Annotated in this window: 18 protein-coding genes and 1 tRNA gene; 11 read left to right on the plus strand and 8 right to left on the minus strand. The window is 55.5% G+C overall.

What is annotated here, in order from left to right:
- Window positions 1–82 precede the first annotated feature (82 nt).
- The 3 genes from ptrA to recD are packed head-to-tail and all read left to right on the plus strand — an operon-like array spanning window position 83 to window position 8354.
- A complete protein-coding gene (ptrA, locus tag QLG08_RS13415) occupies window positions 83–2974 on the plus strand; it encodes a pitrilysin (RefSeq protein WP_072138269.1) in 2892 nt (963 codons plus the stop codon).
- Window positions 2971–6510, plus strand: coding sequence for an exodeoxyribonuclease V subunit beta (recB, locus tag QLG08_RS13420; RefSeq protein WP_282472973.1), 3540 nt, complete (start codon window positions 2971–2973; stop codon window positions 6508–6510). Before ptrA ends, recB begins: the two co-directional genes overlap by 4 nt.
- A complete protein-coding gene (gene recD / locus QLG08_RS13425) occupies window positions 6507–8354 on the plus strand; it encodes an exodeoxyribonuclease V subunit alpha (RefSeq protein WP_282472974.1) in 1848 nt (615 codons plus the stop codon). The genes recB and recD overlap by 4 nt, the downstream gene beginning before the upstream one ends.
- A 34-nt stretch (window positions 8355–8388) precedes the next feature.
- On the opposite strand, the gene argA is transcribed toward recD, so the two are convergent.
- The gene (argA, locus tag QLG08_RS13430; RefSeq protein ID WP_013026976.1) at window positions 8389–9717 is read right to left on the minus strand and encodes an amino-acid N-acetyltransferase; all 1329 of its coding nucleotides are present in this window, start codon (window positions 9715–9717) and stop codon (window positions 8389–8391) included.
- 233 nt (window positions 9718–9950) lie between these two features.
- On the opposite strand from argA, the gene amiC reads away from it, so the two are divergent.
- Window positions 9951–11195 (plus strand): N-acetylmuramoyl-L-alanine amidase AmiC, encoded by a 1245-nt coding sequence (gene amiC, locus QLG08_RS13435; RefSeq protein WP_013026975.1) that lies wholly within the window; start codon window positions 9951–9953, stop codon window positions 11193–11195.
- A 130-nt stretch (window positions 11196–11325) separates the two neighbouring features.
- On the opposite strand, the gene dsdA is transcribed toward amiC, so the two are convergent.
- Both dsdA and QLG08_RS13445 read right to left on the minus strand, forming a co-directional pair.
- A complete protein-coding gene (gene dsdA / locus QLG08_RS13440) occupies window positions 11326–12654 on the minus strand; it encodes a D-serine ammonia-lyase (protein WP_282472975.1) in 1329 nt (442 codons plus the stop codon).
- A gap of 195 nt (window positions 12655–12849) precedes the next feature.
- Window positions 12850–12926 (minus strand) — tRNA-Met (locus QLG08_RS13445).
- Window positions 12927–13130: 204 nt separating this feature from the next.
- Between QLG08_RS13445 and mltA the strand changes: the two genes are divergently transcribed.
- Together mltA and tcdA are read left to right on the plus strand one after the other, a co-directional pair.
- On the plus strand, window positions 13131–14279 hold the full coding sequence (gene mltA / locus QLG08_RS13450) for a murein transglycosylase A (RefSeq protein WP_019104743.1): 1149 nt from the start codon (window positions 13131–13133) through the stop codon (window positions 14277–14279).
- A 49-nt stretch (window positions 14280–14328) separates the two neighbouring features.
- Window positions 14329–15129, plus strand: a complete 801-nt coding sequence (gene tcdA, locus QLG08_RS13455) for a tRNA cyclic N6-threonylcarbamoyladenosine(37) synthase TcdA (RefSeq protein WP_014594469.1) — start codon at window positions 14329–14331, stop codon at window positions 15127–15129.
- Here the strand turns inward: tcdA and csdE are convergent.
- Window positions 15126–15575, minus strand: a complete 450-nt coding sequence (gene csdE, locus QLG08_RS13460) for a cysteine desulfurase sulfur acceptor subunit CsdE (RefSeq protein WP_013026971.1) — start codon at window positions 15573–15575, stop codon at window positions 15126–15128. The genes tcdA and csdE overlap by 4 nt on opposite strands.
- Window positions 15576–15577: 2 nt before the next feature.
- Window positions 15578–16786 (minus strand): cysteine desulfurase CsdA, encoded by a 1209-nt coding sequence (gene csdA / locus QLG08_RS13465; RefSeq protein WP_105091895.1) that lies wholly within the window; start codon window positions 16784–16786, stop codon window positions 15578–15580.
- Between the two features lie 211 nt (window positions 16787–16997).
- Between csdA and QLG08_RS13470 the strand changes: the two genes are divergently transcribed.
- The 4 genes from QLG08_RS13470 (at window position 16998) to rlmM (ending at window position 20012) form a co-directional block, all read left to right on the plus strand.
- Window positions 16998–17219, plus strand: coding sequence for a YgdI/YgdR family lipoprotein (locus QLG08_RS13470; RefSeq protein WP_013026969.1), 222 nt, complete (start codon window positions 16998–17000; stop codon window positions 17217–17219).
- 336 nt (window positions 17220–17555) lie between these two features.
- Window positions 17556–18473, plus strand: a complete 918-nt coding sequence (locus tag QLG08_RS13475; protein ID WP_014594466.1) for a transcriptional regulator GcvA — start codon at window positions 17556–17558, stop codon at window positions 18471–18473.
- 50 nt (window positions 18474–18523) lie between these two features.
- Complete coding sequence (locus QLG08_RS13480) at window positions 18524–18919, plus strand: DUF423 domain-containing protein (protein WP_014605150.1); 396 nt, start codon at window positions 18524–18526, stop codon at window positions 18917–18919.
- Window positions 18912–20012 carry a 23S rRNA (cytidine(2498)-2'-O)-methyltransferase RlmM gene (gene rlmM, locus QLG08_RS13485; protein WP_029569102.1) on the plus strand — a complete coding sequence of 367 codons (1101 nt, stop codon included), beginning with the start codon at window positions 18912–18914 and terminating at the stop codon, window positions 20010–20012. The genes QLG08_RS13480 and rlmM overlap by 8 nt, the downstream gene beginning before the upstream one ends.
- Window positions 20013–20054: 42 nt before the next feature.
- Here rlmM and xni read toward each other — a convergent pair whose 3' ends face one another.
- The 3 genes from xni to queF all read right to left on the minus strand — a co-directional run bounded on the left by xni (window position 20055) and on the right by queF (window position 23226).
- Complete coding sequence (gene xni / locus QLG08_RS13490; protein WP_014605151.1) at window positions 20055–20813, minus strand: flap endonuclease Xni; 759 nt, start codon at window positions 20811–20813, stop codon at window positions 20055–20057.
- Between the two features lie 33 nt (window positions 20814–20846).
- The gene (ppnN, locus tag QLG08_RS13495; RefSeq protein WP_014605152.1) at window positions 20847–22211 is read right to left on the minus strand and encodes a nucleotide 5'-monophosphate nucleosidase PpnN; all 1365 of its coding nucleotides are present in this window, start codon (window positions 22209–22211) and stop codon (window positions 20847–20849) included.
- A gap of 169 nt (window positions 22212–22380) precedes the next feature.
- Window positions 22381–23226, minus strand: a complete 846-nt coding sequence (gene queF, locus QLG08_RS13500) for an NADPH-dependent 7-cyano-7-deazaguanine reductase QueF (RefSeq protein ID WP_072138264.1) — start codon at window positions 23224–23226, stop codon at window positions 22381–22383.
- 61 nt (window positions 23227–23287) lie between these two features.
- On the opposite strand from queF, the gene syd reads away from it, so the two are divergent.
- On the plus strand, window positions 23288–23836 hold the full coding sequence (syd, locus tag QLG08_RS13505) for a SecY-interacting protein (RefSeq protein WP_042677904.1): 549 nt from the start codon (window positions 23288–23290) through the stop codon (window positions 23834–23836).
- Window positions 23837–24023: the final 187 nt, after the last annotated feature.

A 24023-nucleotide genomic window follows, 5' to 3' on the forward strand; every position in this document is an offset into this window, starting at 1 on the left:
TGAGAACACCAACGAACGTTTGTTGTATTTTCAGCCGCCAATGCGCTGGCAAGGCGGCTTTTGGGTAACGTAAGAGGTTTACATGCGCACACATGCACGCTTGATCCTGGCCATTCTGTTCAGCCTGGTGGCGTTTACGGTTCAGGCCGAAACGGGCCAGGGCTGGCAGCCCGTTAACAGTACCATCGGTAAAAGCGAACAGGATCCGCGTCAGTATCAGGCTATTACGCTGGATAATGGCATGACCGTGCTGCTGGTGTCAGACAAGGATGCTCCTAAATCGCTGGCGGCTTTAACCCTGCCGATTGGTTCACTGGACGATCCTGCGCAACAGGCTGGCCTGGCACATTATCTTGAGCACATGGTGCTGATGGGCTCAACGCGTTATCCGGAACCTGACAGCCTGGCGGACTTCCTCAAAAAGCATGGTGGCAGCCACAATGCCAGCACGGCGTCCTACCGCACCGCTTTTTACCTTGAAGTGGAAAACGATGCCCTTGCGCCTGCCGTCGATCGCCTGGCCGACGCCATTGCGGCACCGTTACTGGATCCGGTCAATGCCGATCGGGAACGTCATGCGGTCAATGCTGAGCTGACAATGGCGCGCGCCCGCGACGCTTTGCGCATGGGCCAAGTGGGGGCCGAGACGATCAATCCGGCCCATCCGGCTGCGCACTTCTATGGGGGCAATCTTGAAACCCTGCGAGATAAACCCGGCAGTAACCTGCATCAGGCGCTGCTGGACTTTTACCACAGCCACTATTCTGCCAACCTGATGAAGGCCGTTATCTACAGCAACCAGTCCCTGGCGCAGATGGCCGCCATTGCGGCAGACACCTTTGGTCGGGTGGCTAACCACAATGCCAGCGTTCCGATGATTAATGAGCCTGTTGTCACCGAGGCGCAGCAGGGTATTCTTATTCATTATGTGCCTGCACAACCCCGTAAACAGCTCAAAATTGAGTTCCGCATTCCGAATAACAGCGATCGCTTCCGTAGTAAAACGGACACGCTCATCGGCTATTTAATTGGCAACCGTAGCCCCAATACGCTGGCTGACTGGCTGCAAAAACAGGGGCTGGCCGATGGCGTCAGCGCCGGAGCCGATCCGGTTACCGAGCGCAACAGCGGCATCTTTACGATCAGCGTCTCACTCACCGATAAAGGCCTCGCCCAACGCGACGACGTCGTGGCGGCCGTCTTTAGCTACATTGCCATGCTGCGCGAAAAAGGCATCGATCGTCGCTACTTCGACGAAGTTTCACATGTTCTGGCGCTGGATTTCCTTTATCCCTCCATTACCCGCAACATGGACTACATCGAGTGGCTGGCCGATACGATGCTGCGGGTACCGGTAGAGCATACGCTGGATGCCCCTTATCTTGCCGACCGCTACGATGCCGGGGCGATTCAGGCCCGTCTGGAAGAGATGACGCCGCAGAAGGCGCGCATCTGGTATATCAGCCCGCAGGAGCCGCACAACAGGCTGGCCTATTTCGTCAATGCGCCCTATCAGGTAGATAAAATTAGCGCTCAGACTTTTGCGCAGTGGCAGCAGCGCGGGCGCGGGATTCAGCTCGCGATGCCGGTGCTGAATCCCTATATTCCCGATGATTTTACGCTGGTTTCTGCCGCAGAGAAGGCCTATCGCCATCCGGTAAAGCTAGATAACGATTTCGGGATGCGTATTTACTGGATGCCAAGCCAGTTCTATGCGAATGAGCCCAAAGCCAGCATTACCGTGGCGTTGCGAAACCAGCAGGCCATCAGCGATGCGCGCCAGCAGGTGCTGTTTGGTCTGAATGACTATCTGGCCAGCCTGGCGCTGGATGAGTTGAGCTCACAGGCCTCCATTGGCGGTATCAGCTTTTCGACCAGTGAGAACGATGGTCTGGTCTTTAACGCCAGTGGCTTTACGCAGCGTCTGCCCGCCTTGCTTAAACAGCTGGTGGATCGTTACCGCACCTTCCAGCCCAGTGAGTCGCAGCTGGAGCAGGCTAAATCCTGGTACCTGGAGCGACTGGACGCGGCCGAAAAAGGCAAAGCCTTTGAGCAGGCTATTCAGCCAATGCAGCTCCTGTCGCAACTGCCTTATACTCAGCGAGAAACCCGCCGCAAACTGGTGAGCGGCATTACGCTGGATGAGGTGGTGGCTTACCGCGATGCGTTAATAAAAAATGCCACGCCGGAGATGATGGCGGTTGGCAACCTGAGCGCCGACAGCGTCACGCAGTTGGGGCGCGATCTGAAACAGCAGATGCAGTGCAAAGGGACTCACTACTGGCACAGCAACTACCTCAGCGTTGAAAAGCCGTTAAAGGCGAATCTGGAGCAGCACGGCAGCAGTACCGACTCTGCGCTGGCCGCGCTCTATATTCCTTTAGGCTATGACGAATACCAGAGCATGGCCAACAGCGCGATGCTCAGCCAGATCGTGCAGCCATGGTTTTACAATCAGCTACGGACGGAAGAGCAACTGGGCTATGCCGTCTTTGCCTTCCGGATGCCGGTGGGACGTCAGTGGGGAATTGGTTTTCTGTTGCAGAGTAACAGCAAGCAGCCCGCCTATCTGATGCAGCGCTATCAGGCATTTTATCCCCAGGCTGAGCAGCGTCTGCGTACGATGAGCCAGGCCGATTTTACGCAGTATCAGCAGGCGATGCTCAACGATCTCAGACAGCGTCCACAAACGCTGAACGAAGAAGCCGATCGTTTCAGCCGCGATTTCGATCGCCAGAACAACGATTTCGATACCCGGCAAAAGCTGATGGAGCAGGTCCAGCTGCTTACGCCTGCCGGCCTGGCCGATTTCTTTCATCAGGCCGTGATGCAGAAAAAAGGCATGGCCATGACGTCGCAGATCGCCGGAAGCGGCGAGCGTAAAATCGAATTTGCCCCGCTGCCTGGCTGGAGAACCTGGCAGGAAATCGCCAAACTGCAGCAGTCGCTGCCGGTAAAGAGTGAAACCCAATGATGCAGTCAAGACCCGAGTCGCTTAACCCGTTAACGCTGCCGCTGAACGGTGAACGGTTAATTGAGGCGTCAGCGGGGACCGGTAAAACCTTTACGATCGGCCTGCTCTATTTACGTCTGCTATTAGGGCTGGGCGGTGAGAACGCCTGGCGCAGGCCGCTGTCCGTCGAAGAGATTCTGGTGGTGACCTTTACCGAAGCCGCTACGGCTGAACTGCGCGGTCGTATCCGTGACAATATCCATCAGCTACGTCTGGCCTGCGTGCGTGGTAAAAGCCATAACCCCATGCACCAACAGCTGATGGAGCAGATCCCAGACCTGCCCCAGGCCGCGTCACAACTGCTGGCGGCCGAGCGACAAATGGATGAGGCGGCAATTTTTACCATCCACGGCTTTTGTCAGCGCATGCTTAACCTGAACGCTTTTGAATCGGGCATGCTGTTCGAGCAGGAGCTGATTGAAAACGAACAAACGCTGCTCCGACAGGCCACGGCCGATTTCTGGCGTCGCCAGTGTTATCCCCTGTCGCTGGATGTGGCCAGAGTCATTGCGGCGGAGTGGAGCGGGCCGGACAGTTTACTGACCACGCTGCGGCCCTGGCTGCAGGGGGAGTCACCGACGCTCAGGCGCCCACCTCGCCCAGAGGAAACGCTGGCCTCCCGCCATGCGGCCAATCTTGAGCGAATTAACGCCCTTAAGCAGCAGTGGCAGGCTGCCAGCGCCGATGTGGAAGGGCTCATTAGCGCGTCTGGTGTTGATAAGCGCAGTTATAGCAGTAAGCACTTACCTAACTGGGTGGCTAAAGTCACCCAGTGGGCACTCGATGACACGCTTGATTACCAGTTGCCCAAAGAGCTGGAGCGCTTTGGGCAGCAGGTGCTGCACGAGAAGACCAAAAAGGGCGAGGCACCGCAACATGCATTGTTTGATGCGGTAGATCGCTTTCTGGCCGAACCGCTGACGTTGCGAGACGTCATTATCTGGCAGGCCCTGACCGAGGTCCGCGAGGCGGTCCAGCGCGAAAAGCGTCAGCGCGCACTACTGGGCTTTGATGACCTGTTGAGCCGTCTGGATGAGGCGCTTCAACAGCCGGGCGGGGCACTGCTGGCGGAAACGATTCGCGGGCGCTTCCCGGTCGCGCTGATTGATGAATTCCAGGATACCGATCCGCAGCAGTATCGTATCTTTCGTACGCTGTATCTCCATCAGCCAGAGTTAGCCCTGCTGCTTATTGGCGATCCCAAACAGGCGATTTATGCCTTCCGTGGTGCGGATATCTTTACCTATCTGCGCGCCCGTAGTGAAGTTAGTGCTCACTACACATTAGATACTAACTGGCGCTCCTCGCCTGACATGGTGGACAGCGTTAACCGGCTGTTTTCACAGGTTGATTCGCCGTTTCTGTTCTCTTCCATTCCTTTTCTCCCGGTCAGTCCGGCTGCGCCTAATCAGGCCCTGAAGCTGATTTATCAGCAGCAACCGCAGCCCGCGCTGCGCTTCTGGCTTCAGCCGGGTGAAGGTGTGGGAGTAAGTGATTACCAACAATTTATGGCGCAGCAGTGTGCCGCGGATATCAGCCGCTGGCTGGTAGCCGGACAGCAGGGGCAGGCGCTGATTGGTAAAGGCGATGCCCTGCAGCCGGTTAAGGCATCGGACATTACCGTGCTGGTGCGCAGCCGTAACGAGGCCAGCCTGATCCGCGATGCGCTAAACAGCCTGTCGATTCCCTCCGTTTATCTTTCCAGCCGCGACAGCGTTTACACCACGCCGGAAGCGCGTGAACTGTTATGGCTCCTGCAGGCGGTTCAGTCACCTGAACAGGAGCGATTGCTGCGCAGCGCGCTGGCGACGTCCATCTTTGCTATTGATGCCGCCGAACTGGACGCGCTGGCGCAGAACGAACGCCACTGGGATGCGCTGGTGGAGCAGTTTGTCAGCTGGCAGCAAATCTGGCATCAGCGCGGCGTTTTACCCATGCTGCGCGACGTGATGATCACGCGGCAACTGGCCGAAAATATGCTGGCATCAGACAATGGCGAACGGCGCTTAACCGATCTGATGCACCTGGGTGAACTCCTGCAGGAAGCGGCGGTTCAGCTCGACAGCACCCATGCGCTGGTGCGTTTTCTGGCGCAGCAAATTGCCCGTCCCGATAGCCAGGCCGCCAGTCAGCAACTGCGTCTTGAAAGCGATCGTCATCTGGTGCAAATCGTCACCATTCATAAGTCGAAAGGATTGCAGTATCCCCTGGTCTGGCTGCCCTTTGCCGCCGGATTCCGCGAGGCCGCCAGTGCGCTGTATCACGATCGTGAAAGCTTTGCTGCGATGCTGGACGTGCAGGGGGATGAGTACAGCCTGACGCTGGCAGAAGAGGAGCGCCTGGCAGAGGATTTACGCCTGCTCTACGTGGCACTGACCCGTTCGGTTCACCACTGCAGCGTAGGCATTGCACCGCTGATTAAGGGCGCGCGTAAAAAAGCGGGTGAAAGCGACTTGCACAAAAGCGCGCTCGGTTATCTGGTGCAGCGCGGCGAAATCGCCGATGCCACGCAGCTCAGTCAGCATCTGCAGGCGCTTGAGGGCGCGGGAATTGAGGTTATCAGCAGCGCGCTCCAGCCCGGGGCGATCTGGCATGAAGGCCTGGGCAGCAACGATGCGCTGAGCAGTCGGGAAATGACGCGAGCGCTGGCCGACAGCTGGCGCGTCACCAGTTATTCGGGTTTGCAGCAGCACGGTAGCTCACCGCTGCTGGACGCCTTGCCTAAATTTGATATCGACGCCGCAGGCGAAACGGCAGACGAAGAGGATACCCTGTTGACGCCGCACCATTTTCCGCGCGGTGCGGCACCCGGGACGTTCCTCCACGGATTGTTTGAATCAATCGATTTCACCGAACCGCCAGAGGCGCTGTGGCTGGAAGATCAGCTCCAGCAAAACGGGTATTCACTCAGTTGGCTCCCGGTCATTCAGCAGTGGATTGCGCGCGTCCTGACAACGCCGCTTAACAAGGAAGGCGTAACGCTGGCCAGTATTAACAGCCGCGACCGGCTGATTGAAATGGAATTTTATCTCCCGATCAATAACCTGCTGACCGCGACCGATCTGGATGCGCTGGTACGCCGGTACGATCCTCTGTCGCAGCGCGGTCCGGCACTGGATTTCCGCCAGGTGAAAGGCATGTTGAAAGGGTTCATTGATTTGGTGTTCCGCTGGCAGGGAAAATACTATCTGCTGGATTATAAATCGAACTGGCTGGGGGAAAGTCATGCCGCATACACGCCCGAGGCGATGGAGCAGGCGATGATCGACCACCGCTACGATCTGCAATACCAGCTGTATACCCTGGCGCTGCACCGTTATCTCCAGCACCGTCTGGCAGGCTATGACTACCAACAGCATTTCGGCGGCGTCTTTTACCTGTTTCTGCGTGGCGTCGATGGCAGCCCGGCCGACAACGGCATTTTCACCACCCGGCCCGACCCGGCGTTTATTGATGAAATGGACAGGCTGTTTGGCAATACAGAGGAAATGTTATGAGTGATATAAACGCCTTACTGCTCCAGGCAGTCGAAAAGCGTTTACTGCGTCCTCTGGATATACAGTTTGCCCGCTTGATTGCGGATGACGCCCAGCCTTTTCTGCTGCTGGCAGCGGCCTGCGTCAGTGCCGATGCCGGAGAAGGTCACGTCTGTCTGCCGCTGGCTAATCTGAGCGAGGCCGGACTCTTTGCGGGGCGTCAGCCGGCGCTGGCCCAGGCACTGTGGCAGGCCGCAGGCGCGCCGGACGATGTGCATGCTGCACTGGCGGGCTGGTCAGCAATCAGTGATGGCAGTGCCGTCACCCCGCTGGTGCTGAGCCATGAGCGTTTGTATCTGCATCGCTTGTGGCAGAGCGAAGGGCAGGTTGCGCGCTTTTTTTCGTTGCAGCCCGACGAAGGAACATTTGATGCGCACCGGGCCAGCGAGGTACTGACCAGCCTGTTTGGCAGCCGTCCAGACGACTGGCAAAAGATTGCCGCAGCCGTGGCGCTGACGCGAAAAACCGCCGTGATTTCAGGTGGGCCGGGAACCGGTAAAACCACCACGGTGGCAAAGCTGCTGGCTGCGCTAATCCGATTGAATACGGTGCCGCTGCGCATACAGCTGGCGGCACCCACGGGCAAAGCCGCGGCCCGTTTAACGGAGTCGCTGGGTAAAGCTCTACAGGGACTGGCCGTGAGCGAGGAAGAGCGCGCCCGGTTCCCTGCGGAAGCGACGACGCTGCACCGCCTGCTGGGTGCACAACCGGACACGCAGCGTCTGCGCTATCACGCGGGCAACCTGTTGCATCTGGATGTGCTGGTGGTCGATGAGGCCTCAATGGTCGACCTGAGCATGATGGCAAAACTGATCTCTGCCTTGCCACAGCATGCGCGCGTGGTCTTTCTGGGCGATCGCGATCAGCTGGCTTCGGTGGAGGCGGGCGCCGTGCTGGGGGATATTTGCCGCTGCAGCGAAACAGGATTTAGCCCGTCACGGGCTGCACAGCTGACGGCCCTGACCGGCTGCACGCTCACAGGCGACGATGTTGAGGCCGCGCCAGCCGTTCGCGACAGCATTTGCCTGCTGCGACAGAGCTATCGTTTTGATGAAAAGTCTGGAATAGGTCAGCTGGCACGGGCGGTGAACCAGGGCGATGCGCGCCAGATGAGCGCGATTTTTGCCGCCGGACACCAGGATGTTTCTTTTCAGCCGCTGAACGACGGCGACGCTTATCAGGCCATGCTGGACGAGGTAGCGCGGGGTTATAGCGACTATCTGCATGCCGTTCAGCATCAGGCTACGCCAGAGCAGGTCGTTGACGCATTCAGCCGTTATCAGCTGTTGTGTGCCCTGCGTGAAGGGCCCTTTGGCGTGCACGGGCTGAATCAGCGCATTGAGCAACGCCTGATGCAGCTGCAGCGCATCAGACGTCCTGCGTTGGGCAGCCGCTGGTATGCGGGAAGGCCGGTAATGATCACCCGTAATGACAGCGCACTGGGGCTGTTTAACGGCGATATCGGTATTACTCTGCGCGATGAGGAAGGCCAGCTCAGAGTCTTTTTTCCGTTGCCAGACGGCAGCGTGAAAGCGATTCAGCCCAGCCGTTTGCCGTCTCATGAAACCGCCTGGGTTATGACGGTACATAAGTCGCAGGGATCGGAGTTTGACCATACCGCGCTGGTCATGCCGACCCAGTTTCTGCCGGTGCTGACCCGCGAGCTGGTTTATACCGCAATTACGCGTGCGCGCAGTCAACTGACGCTTTACAGCGATCGTGCAATATTTGACCGCGCCGTACAGCTGCAAACGCAGCGGCGAAGCGGGCTGGTGGAAAGGTTAGGGGCGGCCGGGCAGGCGTAACAGCAAGGGCGGCATGGCTGCCGCCCGGTAACTGTCAGGTTAAATCCGCCATCAGCACCTTTGAGCGGCGCTGATAGTTGTACATCTCTTTCTTACTTTCTGGCAGCGACTCAATATCCACCGGCGTAAAACCGCGCTCCTGAAACCAGTGAATACTGCGCGTAGTCAGCACGAACAGTTTTTCCAGCCCCATTTGCCGAGCCTGTAGCGCGACGCGCTGCAGCAGCAACTCGCCACGCGATGAACTGCGATAGTCCGGATGCACTGCGACGCAGGCCATTTCCCCAATCTTTTCATCCATAAACGGATAAAGCGCGGCACAGGCGATGGTCAGGTTATCGCGCTGGATGATGGTGAATTTATCGATCTCCATTTCCAGTTGCTCACGTGAGCGACGTACCAGAATGCCTTGCTGCTCCAGCGGGCGAATCAGCTCCAGAATACCGCCGATGTCGTTGATGGTGGCACGGCGGATCTGCTCGGCCGACTCCATCACAATCTGCGTCCCGATGCCGTCGCGCGAGAACAACTCCTGCAGCAGCGCACCGTCTTCCTGATAGCTGATGAGATGGCTGCGGCGTACGCCACTGCGACAGGCTTTTACCGCGCCCCGTAAAAAACGCACGGTACCTGAAAGAAAATCACCGTCGCTTTCCATTTCATCGATACGTGCCTGCGCATCGTTAGGAAAGAGCTCCGAGACAATATTGCCTTCACGATCGATCACGCCTTGTTCAGAACAGAAGCCAATCATCTTTTCGGCCTTGAGCTTAATGGCGAGCTGGGTGGCAACCTCTTCAGACGTCAGGTTAAAGCTTTCACCCGTCACCGACACCGCCACCGGGCCAAGCAGCACAATGGCATCGTTATCCAACTGACGATGAATGGCCTCTTCATCAATACGACGAATGCGTCCACTGTGGCAGTAATCCACCCCGTCATCCACGCCGAGCGGTTGAGCAATAATGAAGTTACCGCTCACCACGTTAATGTGTGCGCCCTGCAAAGGTGTGTTGTTCAGGCTCATTGAGAGCCGGGCCGTGATATCCAGCTGCAGACGGCCTGCGGCCTGTTTGACGAGTTCCAGCGACTGAGCATCGGTCACACGGGTGTATTTGTGGTAAGCCGGTTCCAACTGATGTGCCGCCAGGCTGGCATCAATCTGTGGGCGCGCGCCATACACCACGACCAGACGGATACCGAGGCTATGCAGCAAGCCGATATCATTGACAATACTGGAGAAATTCTCATGCTCAATGGCTTCACCGCCGAGCATGATGACGAATGTCTTATCCCGATGCGCATTGATATAGGGAACGGTGTGGCGAAAACCCTGAACCAGTTCGGTACTACGTTCCTTCACGGCTAACCCTCAGTGAATGTTTATTCGTATTTTGTGTATTTTTATGCCTTTAGCCATCGTTTTGCAAGCGCTAATCCTGACGATAATTTACGTTTTTTTTGGTGCCAAAGCCGCTAACAGCCTGCATTATTTGGGGTTTCCGGGGTGACATTGCCTGCAGGATTGGATAAAGTTTTCGCCGCCATTTTATTTGGCTGCCGTTTTTTTAAACACTATATAACAGCTGGAGTGGCATGTCGGAAGGTAATCCCCTGGTTTCACGTAGACGATTATTAAAAGGTACAGGGGCGCTGTTACTGCTCAGCGTCAGCGGTGTGAGTATGGCCGCGACCAGCCATATTTTAGCGGTCCGCATCTGGCCCTCTTCCACTTACTCGCGTATGACGCTGGAGTCTAACGTCGCGCTTAAGTACAAGCAGTTTGCCCTGACGAACCCTGACCGCCTGGTCATTGATATCGATGGCTTGCATCTCAACTCAGTCCTTAAGGGCGTGAATCAGCACGTGCGTGTTGACGATCCTTTTATTAAAAGCGCCAGAGTGGGGCAGTTTGATGCCAATACCGTGCGCGTCGTACTGGAACTGAAGCGCAACGTGTCCCCTAAAATCTTCAGCCTTGACCCGGTGTCCACGATCAAACACCGACTGGTGGTCGATCTCTATCCCAGCCAGGATAGCGTTGAAGATGATCCGCTTCTGGCATTACTTAAAGATTACAATCAGGGCGATCTGGAAAAAAATGAGGCCGTTCAGGCGCCTCTGCCCGGTAAAGCGGGGCGTGATCGCCCGATCATCATCATGATCGATCCCGGGCATGGCGGTGAAGATCCCGGTGCCCACGGTAAACATAAAACACGTGAAAAGGATATCGTGCTGAAGATTGGCCGTCGGCTGAAAACCTTGATCGAAAAAGAGCACAACATGAAGGCTTACATGACCCGCAACGAGGATGTGTTTATTCCTCTGCGGGTGCGGGTTGCTAAAGCACGCAAGCAACGTGCCGACCTGTTTGTCTCAATTCATGCCGATGCGTTCACCAGCCGGGCCGCGCGCGGTTCTTCCGTGTTTGCGCTGTCCACCAGCGGCGCGACCTCTGCGGCGGCGCGTTTCCTGGCGCAAACCCAGAACGAAGCCGATCAGATTGGCGGCGTCAGCATGAGTGGAGATCGCTATCTGGATCACACCATGTTTGATATGGTGCAGCGCCAGACGATCCATGACAGCCTGAAGTTTGGTAAAGAAGTCTTGCACCGCATGGGGCGCATCAATCACCTGCACAAACGCACCGTGGATCAGGCCGGTTTTGCCGTGCTTAAGGCACCAGATATTCCCTCTATACTGGTGGAAACGGCCTTTATCAGTAATGTTGAAGAAGAGCGTAAGTTGCGCACCACGCGCTATCAGCATCAGGTGGCAGAGGCGATACTGGAAGGAATCAAAGCCTATTTTAAAAGCGGTGTCGCACTGGCTCATCGCTGAGTAACCCTCAGGAAAACGGCCGCTGGCGCATTTTCCTGGCCTGCTGAGACACCAGGACCGGAAAGCGATCCCACGCGGCTTCAGGATCAGGCCGCGCAGGTTGGCCTGCTGTTCAGAGGCCGCCGGGTGCTCAGCGCCCCTTTGCCAGATAGCGGGCCATTTCGTCTTCCGGCACCATTCCGCCGCCCGTTGCCCAGACCAGATGTGTCGCCTGACCTAACTGCGCCGCGGTAAAACCGTGCATTTGCAGGTAAGCTGTGGCACTGCAGACGCGCTGGGGGCCAGCCATACCGGCAAGGGCCGAGGGCTCCAGCCGCAGGTCTTCTTCCTGCGCCAGCCAACTCAGCATGTCGTACAGGCTTTGATCGTCAAGCGTATAGAGCCCGTCCAGCAGGCGCTGCATGGATCGGCCAACGAAGCCGGAAGCGCGTCCGACCGCCAGTCCATCGGCTGCCGTGATATTGTCGATGCCGATGTCCTGTACCGAAATACCCTCGTGCAAACCCGTGCAGATGCCCAGCAACATGCAGGGAGAGTGGGTGGGTTCGGCGAACAGGCAGTGAACGTGTTCACCAAAAGCCAGCTTCAGACCAAAGGCGACGCCGCCGGGGCCACCGCCCACGCCGCAGGGTAAATACACAAATAACGGATGATGGCGGTCAACCACGCGGCCCTGCTGTTCAAACTGAGCCTTCAGGCGCTGCCCGGCAACGGCATAACCTAAAAACAGGGTGCGGGAGTTTTCATCGTCGATAAAGAAACAGTCCGGGTCGGACTCTGCCGCTTTACGTCCTTGCTCTACCGCTACGCCATAATCCTGTTGATACTCAATTACCGTGACGCCGTGACTGCGTAGTTTGGCTTTCTTCCATTCGCGGGCGTCCGCCGACATATGCACGGTAACTTTAAAGCCGAGGCGGGCGCTGATGATGCCAATCGACAGGCCAAGATTGCCGGTTGAGCCCACGGCAATACTGTACCGGTTAAAAAATTGCCTGAACGAAGGCGAGAGTAGCCTGCTGTAATCCTCTTCCCTGGTCAGTAAACCTGCATCCAGTGCCAGTTTCTCGGCATGGGTCAGCACTTCATAAATCCCACCACGCGCTTTGATTGAGCCAGAAATTGGCAGGTGGCTGTCTTTCTTCAACAGCAGCGTACCCGCAATGTGTTGTCCGTATTCCCTTTGTAGCCGCGCCTGCATCGCCGGTATGGCTACGAGCTCCGACTCAATAATTCCTCCCGTGGCGGCCGTTTCAGGAAAGGCCTGTGCCAGAAAAGGTGCAAACCGGTTCAGGCGTGCATGCGCCTCTTCAACATCCTGGGTCGTCAGGCCAACATGGGGTAAGGCTTCTGCGACGGTGGTCGTGGCGGGATTAAACCAGGTGGTTTCATTGAGCGCAATTAAATCCGCGACCTGCGGAAACTGAGTGGTCAGTGCAGCAATATTGTGGTTATTCATAGCAGACCTTGTGATGTCCGAATGAATCATCAAAACAGAAATATAGCGGCAAGAGCAATAGCTGCGGCTTGAACAGGGTTCTGTCTGAGTGGCAAACGCGATAACAGCTTAAAAAGAGGGAGAGAAGGAGAGGTGACTACACTGGCGGTTTAGCGAATTTCAGAAACAAAAAAACACCCTTTCAGGTGTTTAAAGTGGTTGCGGGGGCCGGATTTGAACCGACGACCTTCGGGTTATGAGCCCGACGAGCTACCAGGCTGCTCCACCCCGCGTCCGTGGATGCGCACTATACTCCGCACGATGATTGTTGCAACCCCTTTTTGCCCTAAAAGGCTAAATTTGCTGTTAATTGATGAAGGATTCCTCCATTTGGTGATTTATTGCGCCGATATCCGTTATGACGAAACAGGATGGATTTCATTCTGATGACGGCTTTGCTATCGTCGCGTGGCGAACAGTTATAAAAAGAGATGAAGATGAAAGGACGTTGGGCGAAGTACGCACTTACTGGCGCATTTTTAGCGCTGCTGGCTGGCTGTAGCGGTAAGCCAACCGATCGGGGTCAGCAATATAAAGACGGCAAACTGGATCAGCCCCTTGCGCTGGTCAATCAACCTAACGCTAAAGGCCGCCCGGTTAACGGCCGGGACTTTGGTGAACAGGTCCGGCAGATTCAGTCTGCCTCCTCTGGCCTGTTTCTCCGTAACAACAGTACTTACAGTGCGGTAGAAAACTGGCTGATAGCCGGCGGCGATACGCGCCAGCTGCGCCAGTTTGGTCTGGACGCGTTTCAGATGGAAGGCACAGACAATTACGGCAACGTGCAGTTCACCGGGTACTACACGCCAGTCGTTGAGGCACGTTACACCCGTCAGGGTGAGTTCCAGTATCCCATTTACCGGATGCCGCCACGTAAGCGCGGACAAAAGCTGCCAAGCCGTGCTTCTATATATAGTGGTGGGTTGGACGATCGCTATGTGATTGCCTGGAGTAATTCACTCATCGATAACTTTATTATGGACGTACAGGGGAGCGGCTACGTTGATTTTGGCGACGGGCGTCCAATGCGCTTTTTTGGTTATGGCGGAAAAAACGGCTGGGGCTATCATAGCATCGGTAAAGAGCTGATCGATCGTGGCGAAGTGAAGCGAGAAGACATGTCCATGCAGGCGATTCGCCAGTGGGCTGAGGAGCATTCTCCGCAGGAAGTGCGTGCGCTGTTAGAAACCAACCCTTCATTTGTGTTTTTCAAACCTGAAGACTATGTGCCGGTGCGCGGTGCCAGCGCTGTACCTTTGGTGGCGAAAGCTTCTGTGGCATCAGACCGCTCACTGATTCCTGCCGGAACGGTGTTGCTGGCAGAAGTGCCGCAGTTAAATGAAAAAGGGAAATTTAACGGTAAATATGAGATGCGAATGATGGTGGCGCTGGATGTTGGCGGTGCCATCAAAGGCCAGCACTTCGACATTTATCAGGGCGTGGGCCCGGATGCCGCTCATCTTGCCGGTTTCTATAACCATTATGGACGCGTATGGGTGCTTAAATCTGCCCCTGGCGCCGGTCAGCCGCTGTTCAGCAATGCGCAGGGCGGCAACAACGGCACCCTGTTGTTGGGTGCTAACTAATTTTTGATGTGGCGGGCGTTCTGGCCCGCACTCTGTAACAGGTTTGACTATGAAAGTGTTAAACGATGCCTGGCACCAGCGCTTTGGTGGCACGGCACGTCTTTATGGCCAGCAGGCTCTGCAGCGGTTTGCGGATGCGCATTTCTGCGTTATTGGGATTGGTGGCGTAGGTTCCTGGGCTGCAGAGGCATTGGTACGCACCGGTATTGGCAGGATTACCCTGATCGATATGGACGATGTCTGCATCACCAATACCAATCGTCAGATACATGCGATCCATGGCAACGTGGGTAAAGCCAAGACGGAAGTCATGGCGGATCGCCTGCGCGCCATTAATCCTGATTGTGAAGTGGTGTGCATTGATGATTTTATTACGCCGGAAAACACGGCGACCCTGCTGACGGGCGATATCGATTACGTGATTGATGCCATTGATAGCGTGCGGCCCAAAGCCGCGCTGATTGCCTGGTGTCGGCGCAACAAGATCCCGCTGGTCACTACCGGTGGCGCAGGCGGCCAGATCGATCCGACACAAATTCAGGTCACCGATTTAGCCAAAACGATCCAGGATCCGCTTGCGGCCAAACTGCGCGAGCGCCTTAAACAGTTTGGTGTCGTGAAGAACAGCAAAGGCAAGCTGGGCATTGACTGCGTATTTTCTACTGAGGCGCTGGTTTATCCGCAGGCGGATGGCACGGTTTGCGCCTCACGCAGTACGGCAGAAGGGCCGAAAAGAATGGACTGCGAATCCGGGTTTGGCGCGGCAACGATGGTGACGGCCACCTTCGGCTTTGTTGCGGTATCCCATGCCCTGAAGAAGTTTCTGGCGCGCGCGGCGCGCCAGGCTTAACCCTGATACCGTTGGGCACTCTGCCGCACGGCGTCAGCCAGCGCTTTCAGGCCACTGCTGCGTGATGCGCTAAGCTGAGCGCGCAGGCCCAGCGCCTCAAACAGATCGAGCGGATCGGACGCCAGCAACTGAGCTGGCGTCTTGCCTTCAACGGCGGTTAGCAACACGGCCAGCAGACCGCGCACGATACGACCTTCGCTGTCTCCATAGAAGTGCAGGGTACCCTTCTCTCCCAGTTGACTGCCGAACCAGACGCGGTTTTCGCAGCCGCTCAGTTCGATATCCGCTGTTTTTAACGCGTCAGGCAACCCGGGTAACTGCCGTCCCAGTAAAATCAGCTGCCGGTAGCGATCTTCCCACTGATGAAAGCGGGAGAAGGTAGCCTGTAAATCAGCCGTGGTGATTTCAGCGCCGAACGGGTGAGGCGCTAACAGCGGTGCGTTCATTATTAAAACTCCGATAACAGATCGATGGCGCTGCGCATGGCGCGCAGCAGGGCATCGACATCCTGAAGATTATTATAAGGTGCAAACGAAACGCGCAGCGTGCCGTCAACGCCCAATGCCGCCATCAATGGCTGAGCGCAATGCTGACCCGCCCGCAGGGCGATACCGTGCTCGGCCAGAAGCGTCACGATGTCGCTGTGATGAATGCCCTGAATGTCGAAGGCCAGCAGGCTGGCACTGCCACAGCGGAAGCTACGAAAGCCGGGCAGTTCAGCCAGTTGCTCCTCGGCCAGGCTGGCAAGCTGCTGGCTCCACATCTCGGCTTTGCGCATATCCAACTGCTTCAGCCAGCCGAGCGCGGCGCTTAACCCGGTAACGCCAGCAACGTTGGGTGTGCCCGCCTCGAAACGCCAGGGAACGGGCTGCGGCGTAAAGCCGGTAAAATCGACCTGTGTCAGCATCTTTCCGCCGCCCTGTAAGGGAACCATCTCTTCCAGCTGTTCCGCTTTTCCGTACAGCACGCCAATGCCCATTGGCCCATAGAGCTTGTGGCCGGAAAAAGCATAAAAATCAATATCCAGCGCCTGCACATCCGGTGGGCAATGCACCACGCCCTGAGCGCCATCCACCATGACTTTTGCGCCTGCTGCGTGGGCCAGCGCAATGGCCTGCGCTAAATCGGGACAGCCGCCGGTCACGTTAGACATCTGCCCGACCGCCAGCAGCCGGGTCCGGTTGTTAATCAGCGCAGGCAGCAGTGAGATATCCGGCAGGCGATCGGCACCAATCGGCCATTTCACCACCCGCGCGCCGCTGGCCTGCGCAACCATCAGCCAGGGCACCAGATTCGCATGATGTTCTGCCTCACTGACAATTATCTCATCGCCAGGTTGTAAACGCGGCGCTAACCAGCCATGCGCCACCAGGTTTATCGCATCAGTGGTGCCGCGCGTCCATACGATCTGGCGATCGCTGGCGGCATTCAGCCAGTGTGCCACCATGCTACGCGCCTGTTCGTACTGCTCCGTTAACTGGCGGGCAGCAGCAAACTGGCTCCGGTGAACGGTGCCAGCGCTCAGGCTGTAGAATTGCTGCGTCGCGTCTATCACCGTCTGCGGTTTCAGCATGGTGGCGGCACTGTCAAGATAGACACCGGCATCGTTTAGCGCAGGAAACTGCTGACGAAATGAAGAAGGGTTGAAGGCGCTCATACGTGGCTCACAGGTTGTTAATTTTCAGGTCCAGGCTGAAAGATGGCTGTCTGTCTGGCAAAGCTGGAAAAGCGGGTTATGCTGAGTATTGCAAGGTATAAACTTAACCCGCATGGCGAGACGACCTACTTACAGTCGATCGCACTTGACCGTTTCTTTGGTCAGCGTAACGCGGGGGGTTTGGTGCAATCAATCTGCAAGGAGATAGAAGATGAAAAAACTCGCCGCAATGCTGGCCATTTGTACAATGGCCTTTACCCTGGCTGCCTGTTCAAGCAACTACGTGATGCATACCAATGATGGACGCACTATCGTCGCTGAAGGCAAACCAAAGGTCGATACTGACACCGGTATGATCAGCTATAAAGATGCGAATGGCAATGAGCAGCAGATTAACCGTTCAGATGTGAAAGAAATGGTTGAAATGAAGTAATCAGCCCATAAAAAAAGCACCGCAATTTGCGGTGCTACTCAATATCACAATGGACAGACAGGGTAAATCTACAGGAATTAAAAAAGCTTGATCTGTAAAGGTCAGACCAAAATTGCAAACACAACATCACGACCACAAGCCAAAAGCTTTCAGAAAATCTGCGAACTCACTCACAAATCTAAAAACTTTTCGTTCCGGCTCAGGAAGTAGCGCAACTATAGGTATTTGCTGGAGCTTCATCAACGGACAATTTATAATGTCTCGGATTATAAATTCTAATACGTAAAGCCTTTGTATTAGTTCGCGTATTTTTTGCCAGGCTGGCTATGGATAACCATGTCAAAACGTCTTCCTCCCCTTAATGCACTGCGGGTTTTCGATGCCGCAGCACGCCATTTAAGCTTTACCAAAGCGGCTGAAGAGCTGTTTGTCACCCAGGCTGCCGTCAGCCATCAGATCAAATCACTGGAAGATTTTCTGGGATTAAAGCTGTTCAGGCGGAGGAATCGTTCGCTTTTGCTCACGGAAGAGGGGCAAAGCTACTATCTGGACATTAAAGAAATCTTCTCTGCCCTGAATGAAGCCACGCGCAAGCTGCAGGCACGCAGTGCCAAAGGCGCGCTCACGGTCAGTTTACTGCCGAGTTTTGCCATTCAATGGCTCGTGCCGCGCCTCTCCAGCTTTAATCTGGCTTATCCGGGAATCGATGTCCGTATCCAGGCCGTTGACCGCGATGAGGAGAAACTGGCCGACGATGTGGACGTGGCGATTTTCTATGGTCGGGGCAACTGGCCTGGCTTACGGGTGGAAAAACTCTACGCAGAATACCTGCTGCCGGTCTGTTCTCCGGCGTTGATGACCGGGGAAAATCCGCTTAAAACCCCTATGGATCTTGCTCGCTTTACTCTGCTGCATGATGCGTCGCGTCGTGACTGGCAATCCTATATTCGTCAGCTCGGCGTTCAGCATATCAACGTTCAACAGGGCCCCATCTTCAGTCACAGCGCCATGGTGTTGCAGGCGGCGATTCATGGTCAGGGCGTGGCATTGGCCAATAACGTTATGGCGCAGAGCGAAATCGAAGCGGGGCGGTTGATTTGTCCGTTTAATGACGTTTTAGTGAGCAAAAATGCTTTTTATCTGGTTTGTCATGACAGCCAGGCAGAACTGGGTAAAATAGCCGCCTTTCGACAGTGGATCCTCGCTAAAGCGGCAACCGAACAAGAAAAATTCCGCTTTCGTTATGATCAGTAACTTTTTGATTTTTTTGCAGGGACCTGCAAACGCACCTTGAGGATAGATTGATGTCCAGACGTGCCATGTTTATTTTTGCGGCCATCAGCGGCTTTTTCCTGGTGGCATTTGGTGCTTTTGGTGCTCACGTGTTGAACAAAACGCTGGGAGCCACTGAAATGGCCTGGATTCACACCGGGCTGGAATATCAGGCTTACCATACGCTGGCTGTACTGGGGCTGGGTGCGGCAATGCTGTATCGCTGTAACATCTGGTTTTACTGGAGCAGTGCGTCTATGGCGCTGGGAACCGTATTATTTAGCGGCAGCCTCTATTCACTGGCGCTGTCGCATTTAACGTTTTTTGTATTTATCACGCCAGTCGGAGGCCTGTTCTTCCTCGTCGGCTGGCTATTGATGTTGATTGGCGCACTGCGTCTTAAAACCAAGGCAGAACGCCATGAATAAAGTTTTACTGTATTGCCGCTCCGGCTTTGAAAAAGAGTGTGCGGCAGAGATTAGTGCGAAAGCCGCAGAGCGTAACGTCTACGGCTTTCCACGGGTAAAAGAAGATGCCGGTTATGTGCTGTTTGAATGCTATCAGCAGCCCGATGCGGAAAGGCTGATTCGGGAACTGCCATTTGAAACCCTGATTTTCGCCCGCCAGATGCTGGTTGTCGGCGAGCTGCTGCGTGACTTGCCTCAGGACGATCGTATTTCGCCGATCGTTGGCATGTTGAGCGGTGTGGTCGAGAAAGGCGGCGAGCTGCGTGTTGAGGTGCCTGACACCAATGAAGCAAAAGAGCTCACCAAATTCTGCCGCAAGTTTACCGTTCCCCTACGTGCCAGCCTGCGTGAGAGCAAAATTCTGCTTAATTACGAGAGCCCAAAACGCCCGGTCGTGCACGTGTTCTTTATTGCTCCCGGTACCTGTTACGTGGGCTATTCGCTGCCAGAAAACAATTCCCCCTTTTATATGGGCATTCCGCGTCTTAAGTTTCCCTCTGATGCGCCAAGCCGTTCAACGCTTAAGCTGGAAGAGGCTTTCCACGTTTTTGTGCCCGCCGACGAGTGGGATGAGCGGTTAGCCAGCGGCATGTATGCGGTGGATCTGGGCGCCTGCCCTGGCGGCTGGACGTATCAGCTGGTACAGCGCAGCATGATGGTCTACGCCGTGGATAACGGCCCCATGGCACCGAGTCTGATGGATACCGGACAGGTCTTTCACGAACGCGAAGACGGTTTCCGCTTCCGCCCACCGCGCACCAATATCAGCTGGCTGGTCTGCGACATGGTGGAAAAACCGGCTCGCGTGGCCAATCTGATGGCGGACTGGCTGGTGAATGGCTGGTGTCGTGAGGCCATTTTCAACCTGAAGCTGCCCATGAAGAAGCGGTATGAAGAAGTCACGCAGAATCTGGCCATGATCGAGCAGCGCCTCACGGAAAAGGGCATTAATGCGCAAATTCGCGCACGCCAGCTCTACCACGATCGTGAAGAAGTAACGGTGCATATTCGTCGTATCTGGGCCGCGGTCGGTGGCCGTCGCGACGAGCGCTAATCGAACCGATCGGGCGCGATGGCGCCCGATCGGTTGACGATGCTAGTCACCGCTGTAACGCAGTAAATTCAGATTTCCTTCCAGCACCAAATCCTGTTTCAGCCGGGCGACGTCGCGGCTGATGAACGCCATCTCTTGCCCTGTCTGCAGTTTATTGCGCCATTTGGTGGGGACCTGATCCAACTGTTGGTAAAGCGATTCCAGTGAGCCAAACTGCTGCAGCAGTTCCCGGGCGCTTTTGGGGCCGATGCCCGCGATACCCGGGATTTTACTGCTGCTGATGCCGCATAATCCCCAGTAGTCGGGCAGCACAGTGGGCGCAACGCCAAACTCCGTTTCAATAAACGGCAAATCCAGCCAGCGCTTCTGAAAATAATCGCGGATGCGAATGTCCGGTGCCAGTAGCTGACAGTAGCCTTTGTCGGTGGAAACGATAGTGGCCTGATGGCCCGCCCGCGCCATTTTTACCGCCAGCGTGGCCGCCAGATCGTCGGCTTCATCCTGTTCGGCAATCCAGCAGCTCACGCCCACGGCCCGAAACGCCGCCTGCAAAGCGGGCATTTCAGCCTGCAAATCTTCCGGCATGGGCGGGCGACCGCTTTTATAGTCGGGCAGCAGCTGATGCCGCCATCCCTGATGGCGCGCTTCCCCGTCAAACACGGCCACAACGTGAGAAGGACGCGTGTGGCCGAGAAGCTGGCGCAATGCCGCCACGCAGCCGTCCACACAGGGAGAGCCTTGAACGGCGTGAAGGCGGCGAATGAGATTGAGTGCATCAACAATAAGTAAGTGATGTGACATAAGGTACGGGCAGCCCGGCGGCTGCCTCCTGATTTACTTAATGATTTCGTAGCACGGGATATAGGCAGTACCTGGCAGTTTCATACGCTGCTGCGCCACAAAGCCCTGTAGCAGTTCATCCATGCGGTGCATGATGTCGGCATCACCGTGCAGTTTATAAGGGCCTTTTTCCCGGATCTCACGGATGCCCATCTCTTTAACGTTACCTGCCACAATGCCCGAGAACGCCCGGCGCAGGTCGGCTGCCAGTTTTTCCGGCGGCTGGTTAGTGTAGAGATTGAGATTGGCCATATTTTCATGCGTTGGCATAAAGGGCACCTGCAAATCCTGCGCGATGCGGATAGACCAGTTAAAGCTGTAGGCATCACCCGTTTCGCGGCGGTGTTCTTTCACCTGCGGCATCGCTTTTCTCATCAGGCGGGCCACCTCGGCGGCATCATCAATAATGATCTGATAATGCTTACGTGCCTGCTCCCCGAGCGTGCTGACAATAAAGTCATCCAGCACACGGAAATAGTCGGCGCTTTCTTTCGGCCCGGTTAGAATGAGCGGCAGAACCTGATGCTCATTTTGCGGATTCATCAGAATGCCCAGCAGGTAAAGAAACTCCTCTGCCGTCCCCACGCCGCCAGGGAAAATAATGATGCCATGTGCAATGCGTACAAAGGCTTCCAGACGTTTTTCGATGTCCGGCATGATGATCAGTTCGTTCACCAGCGGGTTAGGCGGTTCAGCCGCGATAATCGACGGCTCGGTTAAACCGATAAAGCGGCTGTCGCGGTAGCGTTGCTGTGCATGGCCTACCGCCGCCCCCTTCATGGGCGCTTCCATCACGCCCGGGCCACAGCCGGTACAAATATTCAGTTCACGCAGGCCCAACTGCGTACCGACGTTACGACAGTACTGGTATTCCACCGCGTTAATCGAGTGGCCGCCCCAACAGACAACGGTATTGGGATATTCGCCCACGTGTAATGCCCGGGCATTACGCAGAATAGAAAACACGGTGTTGGTAATCATGACCGAGTCGTTGTCTTCTGCGCAGGGTAACCGGCCGGAACTGGCTAACTGGCCGTTAACAAACAGGATATCGCGCAGCACGGCAAACAGGTTAGCCTGCAGTGAACGAATAATATGGCCGTCAACAAAGGCCTCTTCGGGGGGATTGATCAGTTCAAGCTTGATACCGCGCTCGCGGCGCAGCACGTTAATATCGAAGTTCTCAAAGCGGGACAGGAGCTCGTGGCTGCTGTCAGTCTGGCTGCCAGAATTGAGCACGGCGAGCGAGCAGTTACGGAAAAGTTGATATAAATCGCTGCTGGCTGTGCGCTTCAGCATATCTACTTCCAGTTGGGAGAGCAGATCCATAGAGCCAAGAGGGCTGACATGTGTAATCAAATGAACTCCTTTGCACCCGCTGGGGTGATGGCTGACACTGCAAATGCAGTGACGAAAATCCCTGGTTGGCAATCCACTGTATGCCGCCTTGCCCAGAGTAGCCTTGTCGGCAGGGCTGACTCAAGTGGAACGCTATAGTTGACCGGCAGCCTGAGAAATACCTCGCAAACTACTGACGAACCAGACGAGAATGACCCGGCGTAAAGGGCACATTACTGCGCCATGGATTAATATCCAGTCCGCCCCGACGCGTATAGCGCGCGTAAACGGTGAGCTGTTCGGGCTGACAAAAACGCATCAGGTCATTGAAGATACGCTCAACGCACTGTTCATGAAACTCATTATGTTGACGAAATGAAATGATGTAGCGCAGCAGCGCTTCGCGATCGAGCCGTGGGCCCTTATAGCGAATCATCACCGAGCCCCAGTCAGGCTGATTCGTGATCAGACAGTTGGACTTCAGCAGGTGACTGACCAGCGTTTCTTCCACCTGTTCCTCACCGGCTGCGTCAATCAGATAATCGGCATTAAAGGCATAATCTTCAATTTCGATATCCTGCTCATCTATGCAGTAGCCTGCAAAGTGTCCCACAGGTTGACCTTCAATTTCATTCAACCGAAACAGCGCGACGCGCACCTCGCCTTCGGCACAGACACGCAGATCCTGCTCCAGCGTCTGGCGCACCTCGCCCCAGTCTGCGAACCGCGTCTGGTTAAAGCTGTTAAGATAGAGTTTGAAACTCTTGGACTCGATAAGATTACGACTGTGGGCGTCCAGCACCACTTCGCCAACCGCCACCTGCGGAACGCCTTTGCTGTTGAGCCAGGAGAGTTCATATAGCGTCCAGATATCGCCTCCGGTAAAAGGCAGGTTATCAGGATAAAGGCCGAGTGGTTCGCGGTTCATGCTGCGCGGAACGGCCTGTAATAAGCTGTTGTCATAGCGATCGTGATAAGCTGTGGGCTTGCCAAGCGTCAGGTTGCTGAGCGCCGGATCCGGCTGATAAGAAGACATAACGGTTACCACTGAGGTCATCAAAGTGAGTAAGTGTAACCTATCAGAAGTGAGAATTTGAATGATGCAGCAAACGGCTGAAGCGTTAACTGATTTTACCACCCGATACTGTCTGCACTGGCAGCAGAATAATGGCCATGCACCGGCCAGTAGCGATCTTTATGGCGTTCCTTCACCCTGCCTGATTGAAAATCGTGGCGAGCGGGCGCTGTGGCAACCGCAGCCCTTTAGCCTGCCGCCGTCTCTGGATGCCGTTGAACGCGCGCTGGATATCCAGCTCCAGCCGCAGATTACCGCATTTTATACCCACCAGTTCGCGGGAGACATGCGCGCCACTCACGACCAAATCAGGTTAACGCTTCTGCAGGTCTGGAGCGAAGAGGATTTTGTCCGACTGCAGGAAAATCTGATTGGTCATTTAGTGATGCAGCGCCGGCTGAAGCAGGCGCCGACGCTGTTTATCGCGACAACGGATTCCGAAGAAAACATTATCTCGCTCTGTAACCTGAGCGGACATGTCATTCTCGAAACCCCAGGGCGCAAACATCGCCAGACGCTGGCACCTGATATCCCATCATTTCTTAATGATTTACAACCGCTTAGTGACTAGTTGCAGATATCCGCTATCGGCGGTGTGAGAGATCTCTTACAAGCTCTGTGAGAGATCGCTCTATCCTTCACGCAGTGATCATTTCGGAAAGATGTAAAAATATTGTAAATCATTAACTTATTAGCTGCGCTGATGAGCGCTTTTCATAAGATATCGTTATAAGGCGTTTTACCACCTTGTGCTCTGA

Source organism: Pantoea sp. V106_11 (genome assembly GCF_029967885.1).
Taxonomy (GTDB): domain Bacteria; phylum Pseudomonadota; class Gammaproteobacteria; order Enterobacterales; family Enterobacteriaceae; genus Pantoea; species Pantoea ananatis.